General features: G+C 71.2%; 12 protein-coding genes and 1 pseudogene. 9 read left to right on the top strand and 4 right to left on the bottom strand.

Features of this window, described 5'->3' with window-relative positions:
* Positions 1 to 44: 44 nt before the first annotated feature.
* Positions 45 to 227 (bottom strand): hypothetical protein, encoded by a 183-nt coding sequence (locus tag IB242_RS17280; protein ID WP_192282493.1) that lies wholly within the window; start codon positions 225 to 227, stop codon positions 45 to 47.
* A gap of 53 nt (positions 228 to 280) precedes the next feature.
* On the bottom strand, positions 281 to 760 hold the full coding sequence (locus IB242_RS17275) for an Lrp/AsnC family transcriptional regulator (protein ID WP_192282491.1): 480 nt from the start codon (positions 758 to 760) through the stop codon (positions 281 to 283).
* A gap of 123 nt (positions 761 to 883) precedes the next feature.
* On the opposite strand from IB242_RS17275, the gene phhA reads away from it, so the two are divergent.
* A complete protein-coding gene (gene phhA / locus IB242_RS17270) occupies positions 884 to 1,777 on the top strand; it encodes a phenylalanine 4-monooxygenase (RefSeq protein ID WP_192282489.1) in 894 nt (297 codons plus the stop codon).
* A gap of 55 nt (positions 1,778 to 1,832) precedes the next feature.
* Here the strand turns inward: phhA and IB242_RS17265 are convergent, their stop codons facing one another.
* Positions 1,833 to 3,257 (bottom strand): FAD/NAD(P)-binding protein, encoded by a 1,425-nt coding sequence (locus tag IB242_RS17265; RefSeq protein WP_192282487.1) that lies wholly within the window; start codon positions 3,255 to 3,257, stop codon positions 1,833 to 1,835.
* Positions 3,258 to 3,568: 311 nt separating this feature from the next.
* Between IB242_RS17265 and adhP the strand changes: the two genes are divergently transcribed.
* From adhP to IB242_RS17250, 3 genes and pseudogenes are all read left to right on the top strand, one after another.
* Positions 3,569 to 4,597, top strand: coding sequence for an alcohol dehydrogenase AdhP (gene adhP, locus IB242_RS17260; RefSeq protein ID WP_192282485.1), 1,029 nt, complete (start codon positions 3,569 to 3,571; stop codon positions 4,595 to 4,597).
* Between the two features lie 201 nt (positions 4,598 to 4,798).
* Positions 4,799 to 5,147 (top strand): annotated as a pseudogene (locus IB242_RS20545) (DUF779 domain-containing protein); the annotation flags it as partial.
* Positions 5,148 to 6,027: 880 nt separating this feature from the next.
* Positions 6,028 to 6,930, top strand: coding sequence for a GyrI-like domain-containing protein (locus IB242_RS17250; protein ID WP_192282484.1), 903 nt, complete (start codon positions 6,028 to 6,030; stop codon positions 6,928 to 6,930).
* Positions 6,931 to 6,937: 7 nt separating this feature from the next.
* Here the strand turns inward: IB242_RS17250 and IB242_RS17245 are convergent, their stop codons facing one another.
* Positions 6,938 to 7,327, bottom strand: a complete 390-nt coding sequence (locus tag IB242_RS17245) for a hypothetical protein (protein WP_192282482.1) — start codon at positions 7,325 to 7,327, stop codon at positions 6,938 to 6,940.
* A gap of 195 nt (positions 7,328 to 7,522) precedes the next feature.
* On the opposite strand from IB242_RS17245, the gene IB242_RS17240 reads away from it, so the two are divergent.
* The 5 genes from IB242_RS17240 to IB242_RS17220 all read left to right on the top strand — a co-directional run bounded on the left by IB242_RS17240 (position 7,523) and on the right by IB242_RS17220 (position 16,438).
* On the top strand, positions 7,523 to 9,382 hold the full coding sequence (locus tag IB242_RS17240; RefSeq protein ID WP_192282480.1) for a DUF885 domain-containing protein: 1,860 nt from the start codon (positions 7,523 to 7,525) through the stop codon (positions 9,380 to 9,382).
* A 331-nt stretch (positions 9,383 to 9,713) separates the two neighbouring features.
* Positions 9,714 to 11,909, top strand: coding sequence for a GGDEF domain-containing protein (locus tag IB242_RS17235; RefSeq protein WP_192282478.1), 2,196 nt, complete (start codon positions 9,714 to 9,716; stop codon positions 11,907 to 11,909).
* 101 nt (positions 11,910 to 12,010) lie between these two features.
* A complete protein-coding gene (locus tag IB242_RS17230; RefSeq protein WP_192282470.1) occupies positions 12,011 to 13,546 on the top strand; it encodes a hypothetical protein in 1,536 nt (511 codons plus the stop codon).
* A 154-nt stretch (positions 13,547 to 13,700) separates the two neighbouring features.
* Positions 13,701 to 14,897, top strand: coding sequence for a glycosyltransferase (locus IB242_RS17225; RefSeq protein ID WP_192282468.1), 1,197 nt, complete (start codon positions 13,701 to 13,703; stop codon positions 14,895 to 14,897).
* Positions 14,898 to 15,031: 134 nt separating this feature from the next.
* On the top strand, positions 15,032 to 16,438 hold the full coding sequence (locus IB242_RS17220) for a hypothetical protein (protein WP_192282466.1): 1,407 nt from the start codon (positions 15,032 to 15,034) through the stop codon (positions 16,436 to 16,438).
* Positions 16,439 to 16,448: the final 10 nt, after the last annotated feature.

The following is a 16,448-nucleotide window of genomic DNA, read 5'->3' as shown; positions in this document are numbered from 1 at the left end:
CGCATGGACGGTCGTGGATGCATCGCCTGCGACACCGGCGCATCTCACGGCGGCGGACCGCCGCTGCGCCCACCGACCTGGCCCAGCGCCACGCCCACCCCGATGCCGATCGCGATGCCCAGCGCGATGTTGTCCATCGCCAGGCCGATCGAGACGCCGAGTGCGGTGCCGATCGCGATGCCGATGCCCTGTGCGCGCTGCCGGCGTGGATCCTTCGGGTCGTTCATTACGCGGGCCTGGCTGTCACGGCGGCCGAGCATAACCCGCAGCCATCGATGCGTCAGCCGCGCGGCAGCGGCAGTCCGGTGAACGCCTTCACCGTGCGCAGCACGAAGCTGGAATTCACGTCGGCCACGCCCGACGCATTGAGCAGGCGGTCGAGCAGGAAGCGCGAGAAGTGCTCCAGGTCCTGCACGTAGACGTGCAGCAGGTAGTCCATGTCGCCGGTCAGCGCATGGCAGGCGACGACCTCGTCCCACTCCAGCACGCCGGCGACGAAGCGCTCGATGCCCGGCTGTCCGTGCTTCTCCAGCTGCACCCGGACGAAGGCCTGCAGGCCCAGGCCGACCGCCTTCGGCTCCAGCCGCGCCGCGTAGCCGGCGATCACGCCGGCCGCCTCCAGCCGCTGGGTGCGGCGCAGGCAGGCCGAGGCGGACAGGTTGATCTGCGCGGCCAGGTCGGCATTGCTGGTGCGGCCCTGCTGCTGGAGCAGGGCCAGCAGCCGCAGATCGGTGCGGTCCAGCGCGATGGTATCGGCCATTTGTTGCCCTGCAACATCGAAAGACGCAACAACATTGCGCCAGAAGGCTGCGCCCGCGCAACTTCGCAAGCCTGTTGCGCCGGTGCGCGCGTACGCTGGGAAACCGGTCATTGGAGCCCCGCCATGCAGACCCCGACCCCACGCCGCGTCGAACACCAACAGACCGACAAGGGCTACGTGCCGGTCTACACCACCGCCGTGGTCGAGCAGCCCTGGCACGATTACAGCGCTGACGACCATGCCACCTGGGGCACGCTGTACGAGCGCCAGCGCGCGCTGCTGGTCGGCCGCGCCTGCGACGAATTCCTGCAGGCGCAGGACGCGATGGGCATGGACGCGCACATGATCCCGCGCTTCGACCAGCTCAACGAAGTGCTGGGCGCCGCCACCGGCTGGACCCTGGTCGGGGTCGAAGGCCTGCTGCCGGAGCTGGACTTCTTCGACCATCTGGCCAACCGCCGCTTTCCGGTGACCTGGTGGATCCGGCGCCCCGAGCAGATCGACTACATCGCCGAACCGGACCTGTTCCACGACCTGTTCGGCCACGTGCCGCTGCTGATGAACCCGGTGTTCGCCGATTACATGGAGGCCTATGGCCGCGGCGGCGTCAAAGCCCACGCGATCGGCCCGGACGCGCTGCAGCATCTGACCCGGCTGTACTGGTACACGGTGGAGTTCGGCCTGATCCGCCAGCCCGACGGGCTGCGCATCTACGGCGCCGGCATCGTCTCGTCGAAGGGCGAATCGCTGCACTCGCTGGAGTCGGCCGCGCCGAACCGGATCGGCTTCGACCTGGAGCGGATCATGCGCACCCGCTACCGGATCGACACGTTCCAGAAGACCTACTTCGTCATCGACAGCTTCGAGCAGCTGATGGCCGCGACCGCGCCGGACTTCACCCCGATCTATGCGCGGCTGGCCCGGCAGGAATCGATCCCGGCCGGCACGGTGCGCGACGACGATGCGGTGTTCCAGCGCGGCAGCGGCGAAGGCTGGCAGGACGGCGGCGACGTGTGAGCGGCCGCGGCACGGCGGCGAAGGCGGTCCGCCAGGCGCACCACCCCGGCCGCGGCTAACGCGCCCTGAGCGCGGGCCGCGGCGACATCTCGCGCACCGGCCGGGCCACCACGCCGGGCGCCTTCAGCAGCTGCGCGGCCAGGTCACGCGCGGCCACGCGCAGCTCGGGGACGGCAGTGATCTCCCACAGCTGACCGCGCAGCAGCGGACCGAGGCAGTACAGGCCGCGCACCGCCGCGCCATGCCGGTCCAGCGATTCGAACCGGGCCGACGCGCGCACGCCGAGCCCGAGCGGGTCGGCGCTGACCAGCCCGGCGTCGCGCAGCTGGGCCAGCAGCGGATGGCTGGTGCGTTCGACATCGGTGTCCAGGCCGGTGGCCCGGATCAGCACGTCGTACTGCTCGGCCGAGGCATGGCTCTGCCCGCGCTCGCGGATCAGCACCTCCACGGCGCGCTCGCCTTCGCCCCGCCGTGCCCGCAGCAGGCGCCCGGCGCGGATCCGCAGCCGTCCGTCCGCCTGCAGCTGCTCCAGCTCCTGGTGCAGGCTCGGCGCGAGCCGGTGCCGGACGATCTCCCAGTACGAGCGCAGGTGCCGCAGGAAGCGTGCGCGTTCCGGATCGGGCAGCGTCTTCCAGTAGCCCTGGGTGTACGGGCGCAGCGCGTCGACCAGGCTGCGCCAGTCCGGCACGATCGGCACGAGCGCGCGCAGCGCGCGCAGCAGCAGGCGCACGTCGCCGCTGTTGAGTGCATGCAGCACGGTCGGCGGCAGGGCGATCGGCGTGCCGGGTTCGGCCACGTGCGCGCGCGGCATCAGGCCATGCCGCGACAGGGCGGTGATCGCGCCGCGATGGCCGCGGCGCTGCAGCGTGGCGACGGTGTCGGCCATGGTCAGGCCGGTTCCCACGATCAGCACGCGGGCATCCGCATCGACGCTGTCGATCGCGTCCACGCCGGCCAGGCTGCGCTGCCAAGGCCAGGCCACGTAGGCCGGATCGACCAGCAGGCGCGGGCCCACACCGTGCAGCCGCTGCGGCGGCAGCGTGCCGACCGCCAGCACCACCGCGTCGCTGAAGAAGTCCTCGCCGTCGGCCAGCAGCACGCGGAAGCCGCTGCCTTCGCGCTCGACCGCAATCGCCTCCTGCGCGATCTGGTTGAACGCCGCCAGCGAGGTCTGCGCCGCGCCCTGCAGCCGCGAGTACAGGTACTCGCCGTACACCAGCCGCGGCAGGAAGCTGGACTCGGCCCGCCTGCTCAGGTTCAACCAGGTGGCGAACTCGCCGGGATGGTCCATCGTCGCGCCCAGGTCGCGCGCGCGCACGTTGAGCAGATGCTCGGCCCGGGCCTCGCCATAGGCCACGCCGCGGCCATAACTGTCCGGGACGCCGACCAGGTACAACTCGGTCCCGGCGGCTGCGCCGCGCGCCAGTTCCGTGGCCAGGACACTGCCGCTGAAGCCGGCGCCGATGATGGTGATCCGCATGCGTTGTCCCCTCCGGTGGACCGGACCCAGAGATACCGGGCCGGCAGCGGATTGTGGTGAAACAACGGTTATCCGGGCCGGTTTGCCTGGCAACGGTTCGGCACGTGGATATAGCCGATGGGCATGAGTACGCACCCTTGCTGATCGTGGATGGCGGCGTCGCCTGCGCACTCTCCTGCATGCGGCTGCGATCAGCCCACGCTGCGGCCGGGCGCCACGGTGCCGGCCACACGTCGATTGACGCCGATCAAGGCGCCGCCGGGCCGTCGGCGTAGCCTCGGCCACGCCCTTCCCCCTGCAGGAGCGATGCGATGGACAAGACGATGAAGGCCGCGGTGGTGCGCGAGTTCGGCAAGCCGCTGGCGATCGAGGAAGTACCGGTACCGCGGCCGGGTGCCGGCGACATCTTGGTCAGGATCGAAGCCTGTGGCGTCTGCCACACCGATCTGCACGCCGCCGAGGGCGACTGGCCGGTGAAGCCCAACCCGCCGTTCATTCCCGGCCACGAAGGCGTCGGCCACGTGGTCGCGGTCGGTGCCGGCGTGCATCACGTCAAGGAAGGCGACCGGGTCGGCATTCCGTGGCTGTACTCGGCCTGCGGCCATTGCGAGCACTGCCTGGGCGGCTGGGAAACGCTGTGCGAGAGCCAGCAGAACACCGGCTACTCGATCAACGGCGGCTTCGCGCAGTACGCGCTGGCCGACGCCGGCTACGTCGGCCACCTGCCGAAGAACGTCGGCTTCATCGAGGTCGCGCCGATCCTGTGCGCCGGCGTCACCGTCTACAAGGGCCTGAAGGTCACCGATACCAGGCCGGGCAACTGGGTGGTGATCTCCGGCATCGGCGGCCTGGGCCACATGGCCGTGCAGTATGCGAAGGCGATGGGGCTGAACGTGGCCGCGGTCGATGTCGACGACGCCAAGCTCGACCTGGCCACGCGCCTGGGCGCGACGGTCACCGTCAACGCGAAGACCACCGACCCGGTCGCCTACCTGAAGAAGGAGATCGGCGGCGCGCACGGTGCGCTGGTCACCGCGGTCTCGCCGAAGGCCTTCGAACAGGCGGTCGGCATGGTCCGACGCGGTGGCACCGTGTCGCTGAACGGCCTGCCGCCGGGCGACTTCCCGCTGGACATCTTCGGCCTGGTCCTCAACGGCGTGACCGTGCGCGGCTCGATCGTCGGCACCCGCCTGGACCTGCAGGAGTCGCTGGAGTTCGCCGCGCAGGGCAAGGTCGCCGCGACCGTCGCCAGCGACCGCCTGGAGAACATCAACGACATCTTCGCGCGCATGCATGCCGGCACCATCGAGGGCCGCATCGTGCTCGACATGAACGCCTGAGCCGTCGCGCCTGGAGTGCCGTGCCCGGCCGGCAGGGCGCCGGGTACGGACGGCAGTCGACGCGACGGACCGCATGCACTCCACGCGTCCGATGCTGCGACGCAGGCACGTTCGACGCCGGAACAGCCCCACCGCCGCCGCCCGAACACCCGTCCACTGGAGGTCCGCAGGCACGCCCCGTCCGGCACGCCCGCCACCGACATGGCGGCATCCGCAGCCGCACCGCCGTTGCAGGTCACCGCCACGCCGGCGGCGCTGCAGCTGGTCGCGACGCTGCAGGCGCGGCATGGACAGGTGCTGTTCCACCTTGGTCCGGCGGCGGCTGCGACGGGTCCTCGCCGATGCGCTACCCGGTTGGCGACTTCATCCTCGGCGACCGCGACCTCCGTCTGGGCGAGACCGGTGGTGCGGCGCACCCATCAGTCCCTCGCAGTTCGCGTACTGGAAGCACACCCGGCCGACCATCGACGTGGTGCCCGGCCGCGGCGGCATGTTCTCGCTGGAGAACGGCGAAGGCGTGCGCCTCCTGGTCCGCTCGCGGCTGTTCACGGCGCCGAGTACGCGGCGCTGGCCGCCGAGCCGCCACCCACCGCCCGATCGGTTAGGGTGGCGGCAGAAGGAGTGCGCGATGTTTGGATGGTTCCGCAAGGCGGCTCCGCCGCCGACCCACTACGACCCGGCATGGCAGGTCGAGATCGATGCGTACGGCGTGCGGGTGATCGATGCGGTGGGCCGCCAGCGCGGGGTGCGCTGGGATGATCTGCACGCGGTGACCCTCGACACCACCTATACCAGCCCGCTCGACGCGATGGATATCTGGTGGTCGCTCCATGACGCGCAGGACGCAGTGGCCTGCACCTTCCCGCATCTGGACATCGGGGCGGACGAGGCAGTAGCCGCACTGGCGGCGCTGGACGGGTTCGACCGGGAGGCGATGACGCGCACGCTGGCGAGCCAGGAAAACCAGTACGTCACCCTGTGGCGACGTCAGTCCGCCCGGCGGGCTCCCTCGGCCTGACTCGCCGTCGACGCCTTGCGCGCCGCGGAGCTTACGCCCCGGGCTCGGCGTGCGTTCGGACAGGTCGCGTCGAACTGGTCGTCCAGTGCCTGCACACCGCCATCTCCATCCTGCGCCCGCCTGCTCCCGGCAACGACACCTCCACGCCCGGTGGCAGGCTGCGCAGCGCCGCGGCGGACACCGGAACGCCGCATCACCACGCCACCGGCTGCGGTCGGCGGCGCGCAGGCGCGGGCATCCACTGCGACGACAGACACGCATCCGGCTGCTGAAAGCCGTGCGCCAGGTCGAGCAAGCACTGGCAGCCGGCCGGATCCGAGCTTCTCCGCCGCATGCATGCGCGCGGCGGCATCCGGAGCAACTGCGCAGGATCTGCAGGGCGGGCACCAGCAGCGGCGCCTATGCTGCGGCCATGCATCAGACAGCCCCGCCATCGCGTCACCTGCACGCCCGCATGCAACGCGTGCTGGCCCATGTGGACGCCCATCCGGATGCGCCGCTCGACGCGCTCACGCTGGCCGCGATCGCCGCACTGTCGCCGTTCCACTTCCAACGCCTGTTCACCGCGCTGTACCGCATGCCGGTGGGGCGCTACGTGCAGCTGCGGCGCCTGCAGCGCGCGGCACACGCGCTGGCCTACCGTCGGGACAGCATCACCACGATCGCGCTGGCCCACGGCTATGCGACGCCCGATGCGTTCGGCCGCGCCTTCCGGCACCTGCTCGGCCAGAGCCCGGGCGCATTCCGTCGCGCACCCGACCCGGCGCGCTGGCGGGACGCCTTCGTCGCACTCGATGCCTTTCCTCACGACGCCAACTCAGGTCCGACCATGCGTGACGCCGCGCCGTCGCACACGGTGGATATCGTCCATCAGCCCGACATCGCCGTCGCCATGCTCGAACACCGCGGCGATCCCCGACACCTGGACGGGAGCCTGCGCCGCTTCATCGCCTGGCGCCGCGCGCACCGGCTGCCGCCTTCGCGGAGCCGCACCTTCAACCTGTTCCACACGGCGGACGACGTCGCGCCGGACGACTCCCGCATGAGCCTGTGCGCGGCGACCACCGAGGCGGTCGCGCCCAATCCCGAAGGCGTGGTCGCCGGCGTGATCCACGGCGGGCGGGTCGCGCAACTGCACGGGCGCGGCTCGGACGCAGCGATGGCCGCGGCATTCGCCTGGCTGTACGGGCACTGGCTGCCGGCCAGCGGCGAGACGCTGCGCGATGCGCCGCCGCTGCTGGAACGCCTGCGCTTGTTCCCCGACGTGGCGGCCGGCGACGCCGAATGGATCGCCTGCCTGCCGCTGGCGGACTGAGCAGGACTCAGCCGTATTCGCGCACGTGCGGGGCTTCGGCGGCGATCACGCTCACGCACAGGTCCACCGTCGACACCAGCCACTCGCGCAGCCCGTCGTGCGCACCGGTGATCGACAGCAGCCGGCCCTGCACGCGCGGCCGCCAGCCGCCTTCCAGCACCTCGTGCACCAGATGGCCGTCGGGTCGATACGGCGGCGCCCAGTAATCGAGCATGTCGCCCTCGTCCATCACCTGGAACGCATTGGCGAACGCGAAATGCACCTCCAGGTAGCGGTCCACGCCGTGCGGCGCGGCCGCGACGATGCGCAACCCCGACACCCCGTGGTGGACCTCGACGATCGCCGAGCCGTGGAACCAGTCCACGGCCGGGCCGAACGGCTGCATCGCGACCTGCATGGAAGCTCCTGGCGCATCGGGTGGCCGCCAGTCTGGCAGAACGCGCGCTTGGCGCGGCGGGGCCGGGTGGCGCGACATCCGGGCGCACGGCGCAGGCTGTCCCGGCAGAGCGCGGGCCATGACATCCCGCACTGGCCTTCGCGAGGCCGGCATGCCCAGAATGCGGGCCTGTCACCGCCCCGAGGAGAGAAGCCCGTGCGTCCCGTGTTCGCCTGCAGCACCCTTGCGCTTGCCCTGGCCCTGGCGGCCTGCTCGCCGCAGCCTTCCACCAGCGACAACGCCGCCACCGGCACCGCCCAGCAGGCGGAGAACGAGTCCGCGCGTCTCAATGCCTGGTTCGAGACCAAGTACGAGGAACTGCTGCAGCAGAGCCCGACCCAGCTGAGCTTCCTCGGCCGCTCCGACCACAACGACAAGCTCGACGACATGTCCGAGCAGGCCACGAAGGACCGCCTGGCGTGGCTGGAAGCCTCGGTCAAGGAGATGGAGGCCGGATTCAAGTACGACGCGCTCGACGACGAGACCAGGCTGTCCTGGGACCTGTGGAAGCGCCAGTACGAGAGCATGCGCGACGGCATGCCGTTCCTGGCCAACGGCTACGTGTTCGACCAGATGAACGGCATGCACAGCGCGTTCCCGACCTTCATGATCAGCATCCACAAGGCCGAGGACGAGCAGGGCTACCAGGCCTACATCGCGCGCCTGAAGGCGGCCCCGGTGATGTTCGACCAGCTGCTCGAACGCGGCCGCGCCGCCTCGGCGCAGAACATCCGCGCGCCGAAGTTCGCGTTCGAAGGCGTGATCGACCAGTCGCGCAAGATCATCACCGGCGCTCCGTTCGACGACGGCGCCGACAGCGCGCTGTGGGCCGACCTGAAGGCCAAGGCCGATGCCCTGGTCGAGAAGAAGGTCATCACCGCCGAGCGCGCCGACCAGCTGAAGGAAGAAGCGCGCGTGGCCCTGGTCGAACAGCTCAAGCCCGGCTACGAGCGGATCATCGCCTGGAGCGAGGAGGAGCTGCCGAAGGCGCTGGTGAATCCGGCCGGCGTCGGCACCACCCAGGCCAATGGCGCGGCGTACTACACGTACCAGCTGGCCGAGAACACCACCACCGCGATGACCGCCGACGAGGTCCACCAGCTCGGCCTGGACGAGGTGGCGCGCATCCGTGGCGAGATGGAGGCGCTGAAGGACAAGGTCGGCTTCCAGGGCGACCTGCAGGCGTTCTTCACGTTCATCGACAGCGACAAGCAGTTCAAGTACCCGGACACCGATGCCGGCCGCCAGGCCTACATCGACGACGCCACCGCGGCGATCGACAACATCAAGAAGCACCTGCCCGAGTACTTCGGCCTGCTGCCCAAGGCCGGCCTGGAAGTGCGCCGGGTCGAGGCGTTCCGCGAGCAGCCCGGCGCCGCCCAGCACTACTATCCGGGCACCCCGGATGGCTCGCGCCCGGGCATCTACTACGCGCACCTGTCCGACATGAACGCGATGCCCAAGACCGAGCTGGAGGTCATCGCCTACCACGAGGGCCTGCCGGGCCATCACATGCAGATCTCGATCGCGCAGGAACTGACCGGCGTGCCGACCTTCCGCACCCAGCAGTTCCATACCGCCTACACCGAGGGCTGGGGCCTGTATTCGGAGTGGCTGGCCAAGGAGATGCCGGACACCTACACCGACCCGTACTCGGAGTACGGCCGCCTGATGTCGGAGATGTGGCGCGCGATCCGCCTGGTGGTCGACACCGGCATGCATGCCAAGGGCTGGACCGAGCAGCAGGCGGTCGACTACTTCCGCCAGAACAGCTCGATCCCGCAGGCCGCGATCCAGTCCGAGATCCGCCGCTACCTGATCATGCCGGGCCAGGCCACCGCCTATAAGGTCGGCATGATCCGGATCCAGCAGCTGCGCAGGAAGGCCGAGACCGAGCTGGGCGGGAAGTTCGACATCCGCGGCTTCCACGACGTGATCCTGGGCGGCGGCGCGCTGCCGCTGGACCTGCTGGAGCGTCGCGTGGACCAGTGGATCGCCGCGAAGAAGGCGGCCTGACCGCCGCGCGCCGTCCTGCAGGTCGGGGGCCTGCAGAACGGCATCGATCCGGTCGATAATCGACCTCGGCGCCGGCCGGTCCGGCCGGCGCCATTCATGCAGCCCGTCGCGCCGCCCCCGGAAGGGCGGTGGACGGGAGGTCGCGGACACAGGGGGCTGCGTCCAGCGTGCCGATGCCCGAGGAAGCGGGCGTCGTCGTGCCGGGTGCGCATGTCGATGCCGCGGCCATGCCGGTCGCGGCTCGGAGTTCGAGATGCACCGGGGATTTTCCGTGCGGTACCGGCTGGCCGTGCCGATGGCACTGCTGGCGTTCTGTTTTCATGCCTGCGCGATGGCGGCACCGACCGCGCCGGCCACCACCAGCGCTTTCCGGCCTGCGGATCCAGCGTCGCCGGACGACGTGCTGGCCCGGGTCAAGGCGCTGCGCGAGTCCGACCCTGCCGCCGCGCTCGCCCTGGGCGATCCGGTCTTCGATGCGGCCGCCGACAAGCGGACCGTGATCGAACTCGGCCTGGAGCTGATGGATGCGGCCAATGCGCTGCGCCGGCAGGACCGGGTGCTGGAGATCGGCGCGCCGCTGCGCGCGCAGACGATGGACCGGCTCACGCCGGAGCAGCAGCTGCGCCTGCTCAAACGCCTGAATGGCGTGATCTGGCAGCCGCGCACCGCATCGCGGATCGCCGAGCTCGAGCGCGACATGGAGCGGCTGGAAGCCAGGCTGCCCGGCGAGGAATCGCTGGCCGAGATGTGGCGGCAGCTGGCCGCGTCCTACATGCTGATGGGCGACAGCGCCAACGCGGAGCGCCTGGCCCGGCTCGCCCTGTCCAAGGTGCCCACGCACCCGCATCTGGTCGAGTACAACGCCAATCAGCTGATCTTCCTGGTGGCCGCCCAGCAGGGCCGTCATCCCGAGGCGATCGAAGCCCTGCTGGAAGTCGAACGCGTGGCCAAGGCGCTTGACCGCCCGCTCGATGCCGGCTTCCTGCACAACGCCACCGCGGTGTTCGTCTACGCGCGCGAATTCGATCGCGCCATCGAGTACGGCGAACGGGCACTGGCCAGCTACGACCAGAAGCCGCGGCCGTCGCTGACCCGGGAGGCGGTGCTCAACAACCTGGCCTCGGCTCACGAAGGCGCCGAGCACTACGAACGCGCCGAGGCGCTGTACCGCGAAGCGCTGGACACCGCACTCGAGGCGGGCCGCCCGACCGGCGACATCCTCAACAATCTGGGCAACGTGCTGCGCCGCACCGGCCGCCAGCGCGAAGCGCTGCCGATGCTGGCCGACGCCGCCCGCCAGATCGAAGCGGCGGGCAAGAACGAGGAGGCGGCCATCGTCCACTCCAACATCGGCGCCACCCAGGCCGACCTGGGCCAGCACCCGGCCGCGGCCGAGTCCTTCGCCCGCTCGCGTGCGTTGTTCCGGCTCGCGGACAACGTGCCGCGCCGGCTCGAGCTGTACCCGCGCATGATCGACAACCTCGACGCGCTGGGCCGGCACCGCGAGGCGCTGGAACTGATGCGCGAGTTCAAGGCGACCAGCGACGAGGTGGTCAACGTCGAGTCGAAGACCCGCATCGCCGAACTGGAGTCGGCGGTGGAGCTGGCACGCAAGGAGGGCGAGCTGGCCGAGCTGGGCCGCGAACGCGCCGCGCAGCAGGCCACGCTCGCCGAGCTGGCCGCCAGCGACCAGCGCCAGCGCCTGACCGTGTACGGCCTGCTGGCAGCGGTGCTGGTGCTGGCGGTGCTGGCGCTGCTGAAGATCCGCGAGAGCCGGGTCCGCAAGCGCATCAACCGCGAGCTGGCGCGCAAGAACGGCGAGATCGAAACGGCGCATCGCGACCTGGAGAAGCTGACCGCGACGATCCGCCGCCAGAGCGAGGAAGACGCGCTGACCGGCCTGCGCAACCGCCGCTACGTGCAGGGTTGGCTGGAGCAGCTCGGCCAGACGCAACGCGAGGCCCTGGCGCAGGGACGCACCCCGGAACCGGTGCTGATGCTGCTGCTGGACATCGACCACTTCAAGCGCATCAACGACCAGCACGGGCACGAGGGCGGCGACCACGCCCTGATGCACTTCGCCGACATCCTGCGCGGCTGCAGCCGCGGTTCGGACGTGGTCGCCCGCTGGGGTGGCGAGGAGTTCCTGTGGATCTGCCCGGACACCTCGATGGCCGAGGCCGCGCGCCTGTTCCGGCGGATCTGCCAGCAGCTGCAGCGCGAGCCGCTGGTACGCCCGACCGGCAGCGTGCCGCTGCACGTGTCGATGGGCGCGTCGCTGCTGCCACCGTGGCCGCAGCATGCCGGCGACTGGGCGCTGAGCCTGCGCGTGGCCGATGCGGCACTGTACCGGGCCAAGGCCGAAGGACGCGGACGCTGGTCCGGCTACATCGCCGGACCGGTGAGCGTGGCCGAGACCTGCCGTGCCGATGCGGCGGTCGACGTGCTGGAGGCGCTGGGCTGCCTGCAGCGCGTCGGTGGCACGCCGTCGCAGGATGCCGCGCTCGCGGACACACCCGGCGCGTGAGCCGGGCATCGCTTCGGCCGGGACCGCCCGTGTCGACCGGATCGCGCCACGCGCCGCGTTTTTCCTAGAATGTCCGATTGCCTGCTGCGGACCGCGCGACGATGCCGATCCTGACCCCGAGCGTGTTCCCGGATGTGCCGAGCCTGCTGGAGGGCGAGGACGCGGCATCGCTGGAGGCGCTGCGCGCGGATCCGACCTTCGCCAGGGTGCTGCGCCAGCTCGAGGCCGCCGGACGCAGGAAGACGGCCTCGGCGCTGCCGGTGCGGCTGGCCGCGCTGCGCACCCGCCAGGACGAGGCGTACGCGCTGCTGCCGGCGCTGCTCAAGCGCATGCATGCCGGCGGCCCGGTGCATTCGGAGAAGGCACGCTGGGCCGCACGCCTGGCCCAGCAGCTGCTGCTGGTGCTGCACCGCGGGCTGCTGCAGGCGGTGGAGGACACCGGCGAGATCCGTGGCCTGTTCGCCAGCCAGAAGCCCGCGCAGGAGCTGCTGGCGCTGGCGCTGGACAGCGCGTGGCGGCTGGGTGGCGCCAGCGCGCATGCCTACGGGCTGCTGCCGCGCGGCTTCTGGGCCGGCTGCCATCAGCTGTACGCGCATGCGCTCGCCCAGGGCTGGCAGGACCGCGCCGGTGGCGCCGGCCAGCCGACCATCGGCACCCTGTACCGGCGCCTGCTGCTGCTCGGCATGACCGGCGTGAACCGCTACGAGCCACGCCAGCTGGGCGTGCTGCTGGAGCTGATCGCCGACGAGGCAGAACATCTCGAGCTGCGCCCGCTGCGTGGCACCGCGCCGGCCGGTGGCGGCTTCCTGCTGCGGCCCGAAGCCGACGGTCCGCCGGTGTTCGTCGACGCCTGGCCGTTCGACACGCCCGGCCTGGTCCAGCTGGAGACCGAGGCGATGGCGCGGGCGCTGGACCGGCGCATCGCCCAGCTGCAGGCCGCACCGGTGGCGGCGCCGCGCCAGGTGCAGCTGATCGCACGGATCCGCCAGGAATGGGTGCAGCCGCCGCAGCGGCGCCACCGCAGGCGCCAGCGCGCGGGCAGCGAGCAGGTGGAGATGGTCGCGGCGATGCGCCACTGCTGGTCGCTGCTCGACCGCGACCGGGCCGATCCGCCAGCAGCCGGTTGGGAGCGCCGCTTTGCGCTGCCGGAGCAGCCGCAGGCGCTGCCGACGCCGGAGACGCCGGCGATCTTCAGCGTCTCCAACGTCAGCCATTCCGGGCTGCTGCTGACCGGCGAGAGCAGCGGCTATCCGCTGGTGGCCGGCGAGCTGATCGCCTACCGCCATCGCGAGAAACCCTGGCGGCTGGGACTGGTGCGCTGGATGCGCTGCCGCGTCGATTCGCTGGAAACCCAGTGCGGCATCGAATTCATCGGTGGCGGGGCGCAGGCGGTGATGGTCACCCCGGTGACCTCGCGCGGCGAGTCTGCCTTCCACCATGCGCTGCGCCTGCATGCGCGCCGGGTGCTGGTGGTCGAGGGCCGTTACTTCCATCCCTACCGCGAGTTCCTGGTGGCCGATGCGGCCGGCCTGGTCGCGGTGCGCGCCAAACGCCTGCTGATGCAGTCCGCGCAGTACCAGGCGATCGAGTACCAGATGGCCGGCATCGTCGAGGACGAGACGGTCGCGCCGGCCTGAGCGGTGCGGGTACCGCCTGCGCGGTGCGGCCGATCGAAGGCACCTGGCAGCGCCGGCTCATGAGCGTTCGGCGCGTGCGCGCCGCGGTTGAGCGCGGGCGGATTCGCCGGCATCGTGTGGCCTGCCGATTCCGCCGGCGTTTCGGACCCCTCGCATGCGCCTGCTGATGCTCACCTACGGCACCGAGGGCGACACCCGCCCGCTGGCCGCGCTCGGCCACGCATTGCTGCAGGCCGGACATGCGGTGCATCTGCTCGCCGACCGCTCGACCCTGGACGTGGCGCGCGCGCTCGGCCTGCCCTGCACCGCACTGGCCGGCGACATCCGCGCCACCATCGCCCGCGACGACGGCATGCGCGACATCACCCGCGCCCTGGCCAGGCTGACCATCGCCCACACCGGCGCGTGGATGGAACAGGCGCTGGAGGCCGGCCGTGGCTGCGATGCGGTGATCGTGTCCGGCCTGACCGCCTTCGTCGGGCTCTCGGTGGCCGAGGCGCTCGGCGTGCCGGCGATCGGCGCAATGCTGATCCCGCTCTCGCCGACGTCCGCGTTCGCCTCGCCGTTCCTGCCGTTCACCCCGCCCCGGCTGTTCAACCGCGGCAGCCACGTGCTGTTCGGCCAGGCCAGCTGGCGGCTGTTCCAGCAGGCGACCAATCGCGCACGCGCCAGCGCCGGGCTCGCGCCGCAACGTGGACTGTCGACCACCCACCCGATGCTCTACGGCGTATCGCCGACGCTGCTGCCGCACCCGGCCGACTGGCCGGACAACGCGCACCTGTGCGGGCAGTGGATCCCGCCGGCGCCGGCGTGGTCGCCGCCGGAGGACCTGCTGGCCTTCCTCGCCGCCGGTGCGCCGCCGCTCTACGTCGGCTTCGGCAGCATGGGCGGCTTCGACACGGTGCGCATGCGCGAGGCGATCGTCGCGGCGGTGGACGGGCGCAGGGCCGTGTTCCAGCCCGGCTGGAGCGGCATCGATCCGCACGGGCTGCCCGACAACATCCACGTGACCGGCCCCGCCCCGCACGACTGGCTGCTGCCACGCACCGCGCTGGCGATCCACCACGGCGGCTCGGGCACCACCCACTCGGCCTGCCGCGCCGGCATTCCCTCGGTGATCGTGCCGTTCGCCGGCGACCAGTTCTTCTGGGCCGCGCGCCTGCGCGGAGCGGGCATCGCCACCGCCGTGCTCAAGGGCGCGACGCTGCGCGCAGCGCCGCTGGCGCGCGCCATCGCCCACGCGGAGAGCCCGGCGGCACGGGCGGCCGCTGCGGACATCGGGACCCGCATGCGCCGGGAAGACGGGCTGGCCACCGCGGTGGCGCTGGTCGAGCGCTACGCGGGCGGCTGAGCGGCCGGCACGCGCGTCGCCGCGCCCTCCACTCCCGTGGCCGCAGCCGGTGCGTCACCACCGCCGATGCCCACGCTGCACGACGGCCCCGCCGGCCGTAGACTCCATGCCTGCCTCGGGGGAAGCCTTTCACGATGAGCGATCAGATCCCGGCCGAGCCGCGGCCGGAAGGTGCCACGCCCGTTCCCGGCCGGCGCATCGCCTTCGAGCGCCTGCGCGAGCGCACCGACGAGCTCGAGCTGCTGATCTCCGGCCTGCTGGCCTTCGCCCTGCTGACCGTGCCCAGCCGCCTGTTCGACGCGTGGGCGCGCAACGACGTCCACGTCGAGGGCGCGCTGGCGCAGGGCCTGCAGTTCGCCTTCACCATCGGCGTCGGTTTCAGCTATTCGCTGGGCCTGGCCTTCGTCGTGCATCTGGCGATCCGCGGCTACTGGGTCGGCCTGGTCGGCCTGAAGTCGACCTTCCCCGCCGGCATCCAGTGGGAACGCCTGCCGTTGATGGGCTCGGTCGCGCGCGGGTTCTACCGCGAGATGGTCGGCGACCTCGGCGAGGTGATCGACCGGGTCGACCGCACCGCGTCGATCCTGTTCGCGATGACCATCCTGATCGCGCTGACCATCGCCTGGTCGGGTCTGCTCGGCCTGCTGCTGATGATTCCGAGCACGGCGCTGTCGCTGCTGTTCGACGATGGCGACCGGATCGCGTTCATCGCCTTCGGCGTGCTGTACGTGCTGTTCATGGTGAGCAGCGTCACCATGATCGCGCTGGACAAGCTGGTGACGCGCCGCGAACGCGCGCGCAGGCCCTCGCCGCTGCTGGCCCGCAGCGTGCGCGTCCTGCTGCGCGTGCTGACCCTCGTGGTGCCGCAGCGGCTAATCGTGCCGGTGCAGTTCACCCTGCAGAGCAACCTGGGCAACCGCGGCTTCACCGCGGTCTACCTGATCGTGCTGATGGCCGCGCTGCTGATCGGCGCCGTGCACATCGTCAACTCGCTCCGCTTCTCCATGCTCAGCCGTTACGAGGTGCTGACCACCGAGGCGGTCGAACACGGCATGCTCAGCGCGCACTACGAGTCGATGCGGTCGCCGGACGACGTGATGCTGCGCTATCCGATGATCACCGCCGACCGCATCGCCGAGACCCATCTGCGCCTGTTCATTCCGCACCGCCCGCGCCTCGACAACGACCTGGCGCGCGAGCGCTGCCCGGGCCTGGACCACGGCCGCAACACCGCCGAGGGCGCCGAGGCGGCCGCACGGGCGAGCGCCTGCCTGGCGGCGATGTGGAGCGTCAGCCTGGATGGCACGCCGGTGCCGATCGATCACTTCGTGCCGCTGGAACGGCGCGACCTGGGCATGCGCGGCCTGGTCGGCTACATCGACCTGGAGGGCAAGGCGCCCGGCCGCCATGACCTGGCGCTGGTCTGGAATGCCGCCAGCGAGGACAGCGGCATCCAGCGCAGGCGCGAGTACCTGATCCCGTTCTGGTTCATCCCCTCGATCGCGCAGCCCTCCGAGGACCACCAGGCCCGCCAGCGCTGAGCGCTGCCGA

This window comes from Xanthomonas sp. XNM01 (assembly GCF_014851915.1).
Classification (GTDB): Bacteria; Pseudomonadota; Gammaproteobacteria; order Xanthomonadales; family Xanthomonadaceae; genus Pseudoxanthomonas.
Note: the sequence above shows the minus strand (reverse complement) of the source record. Positions and strands in the feature narration are given on the sequence as shown.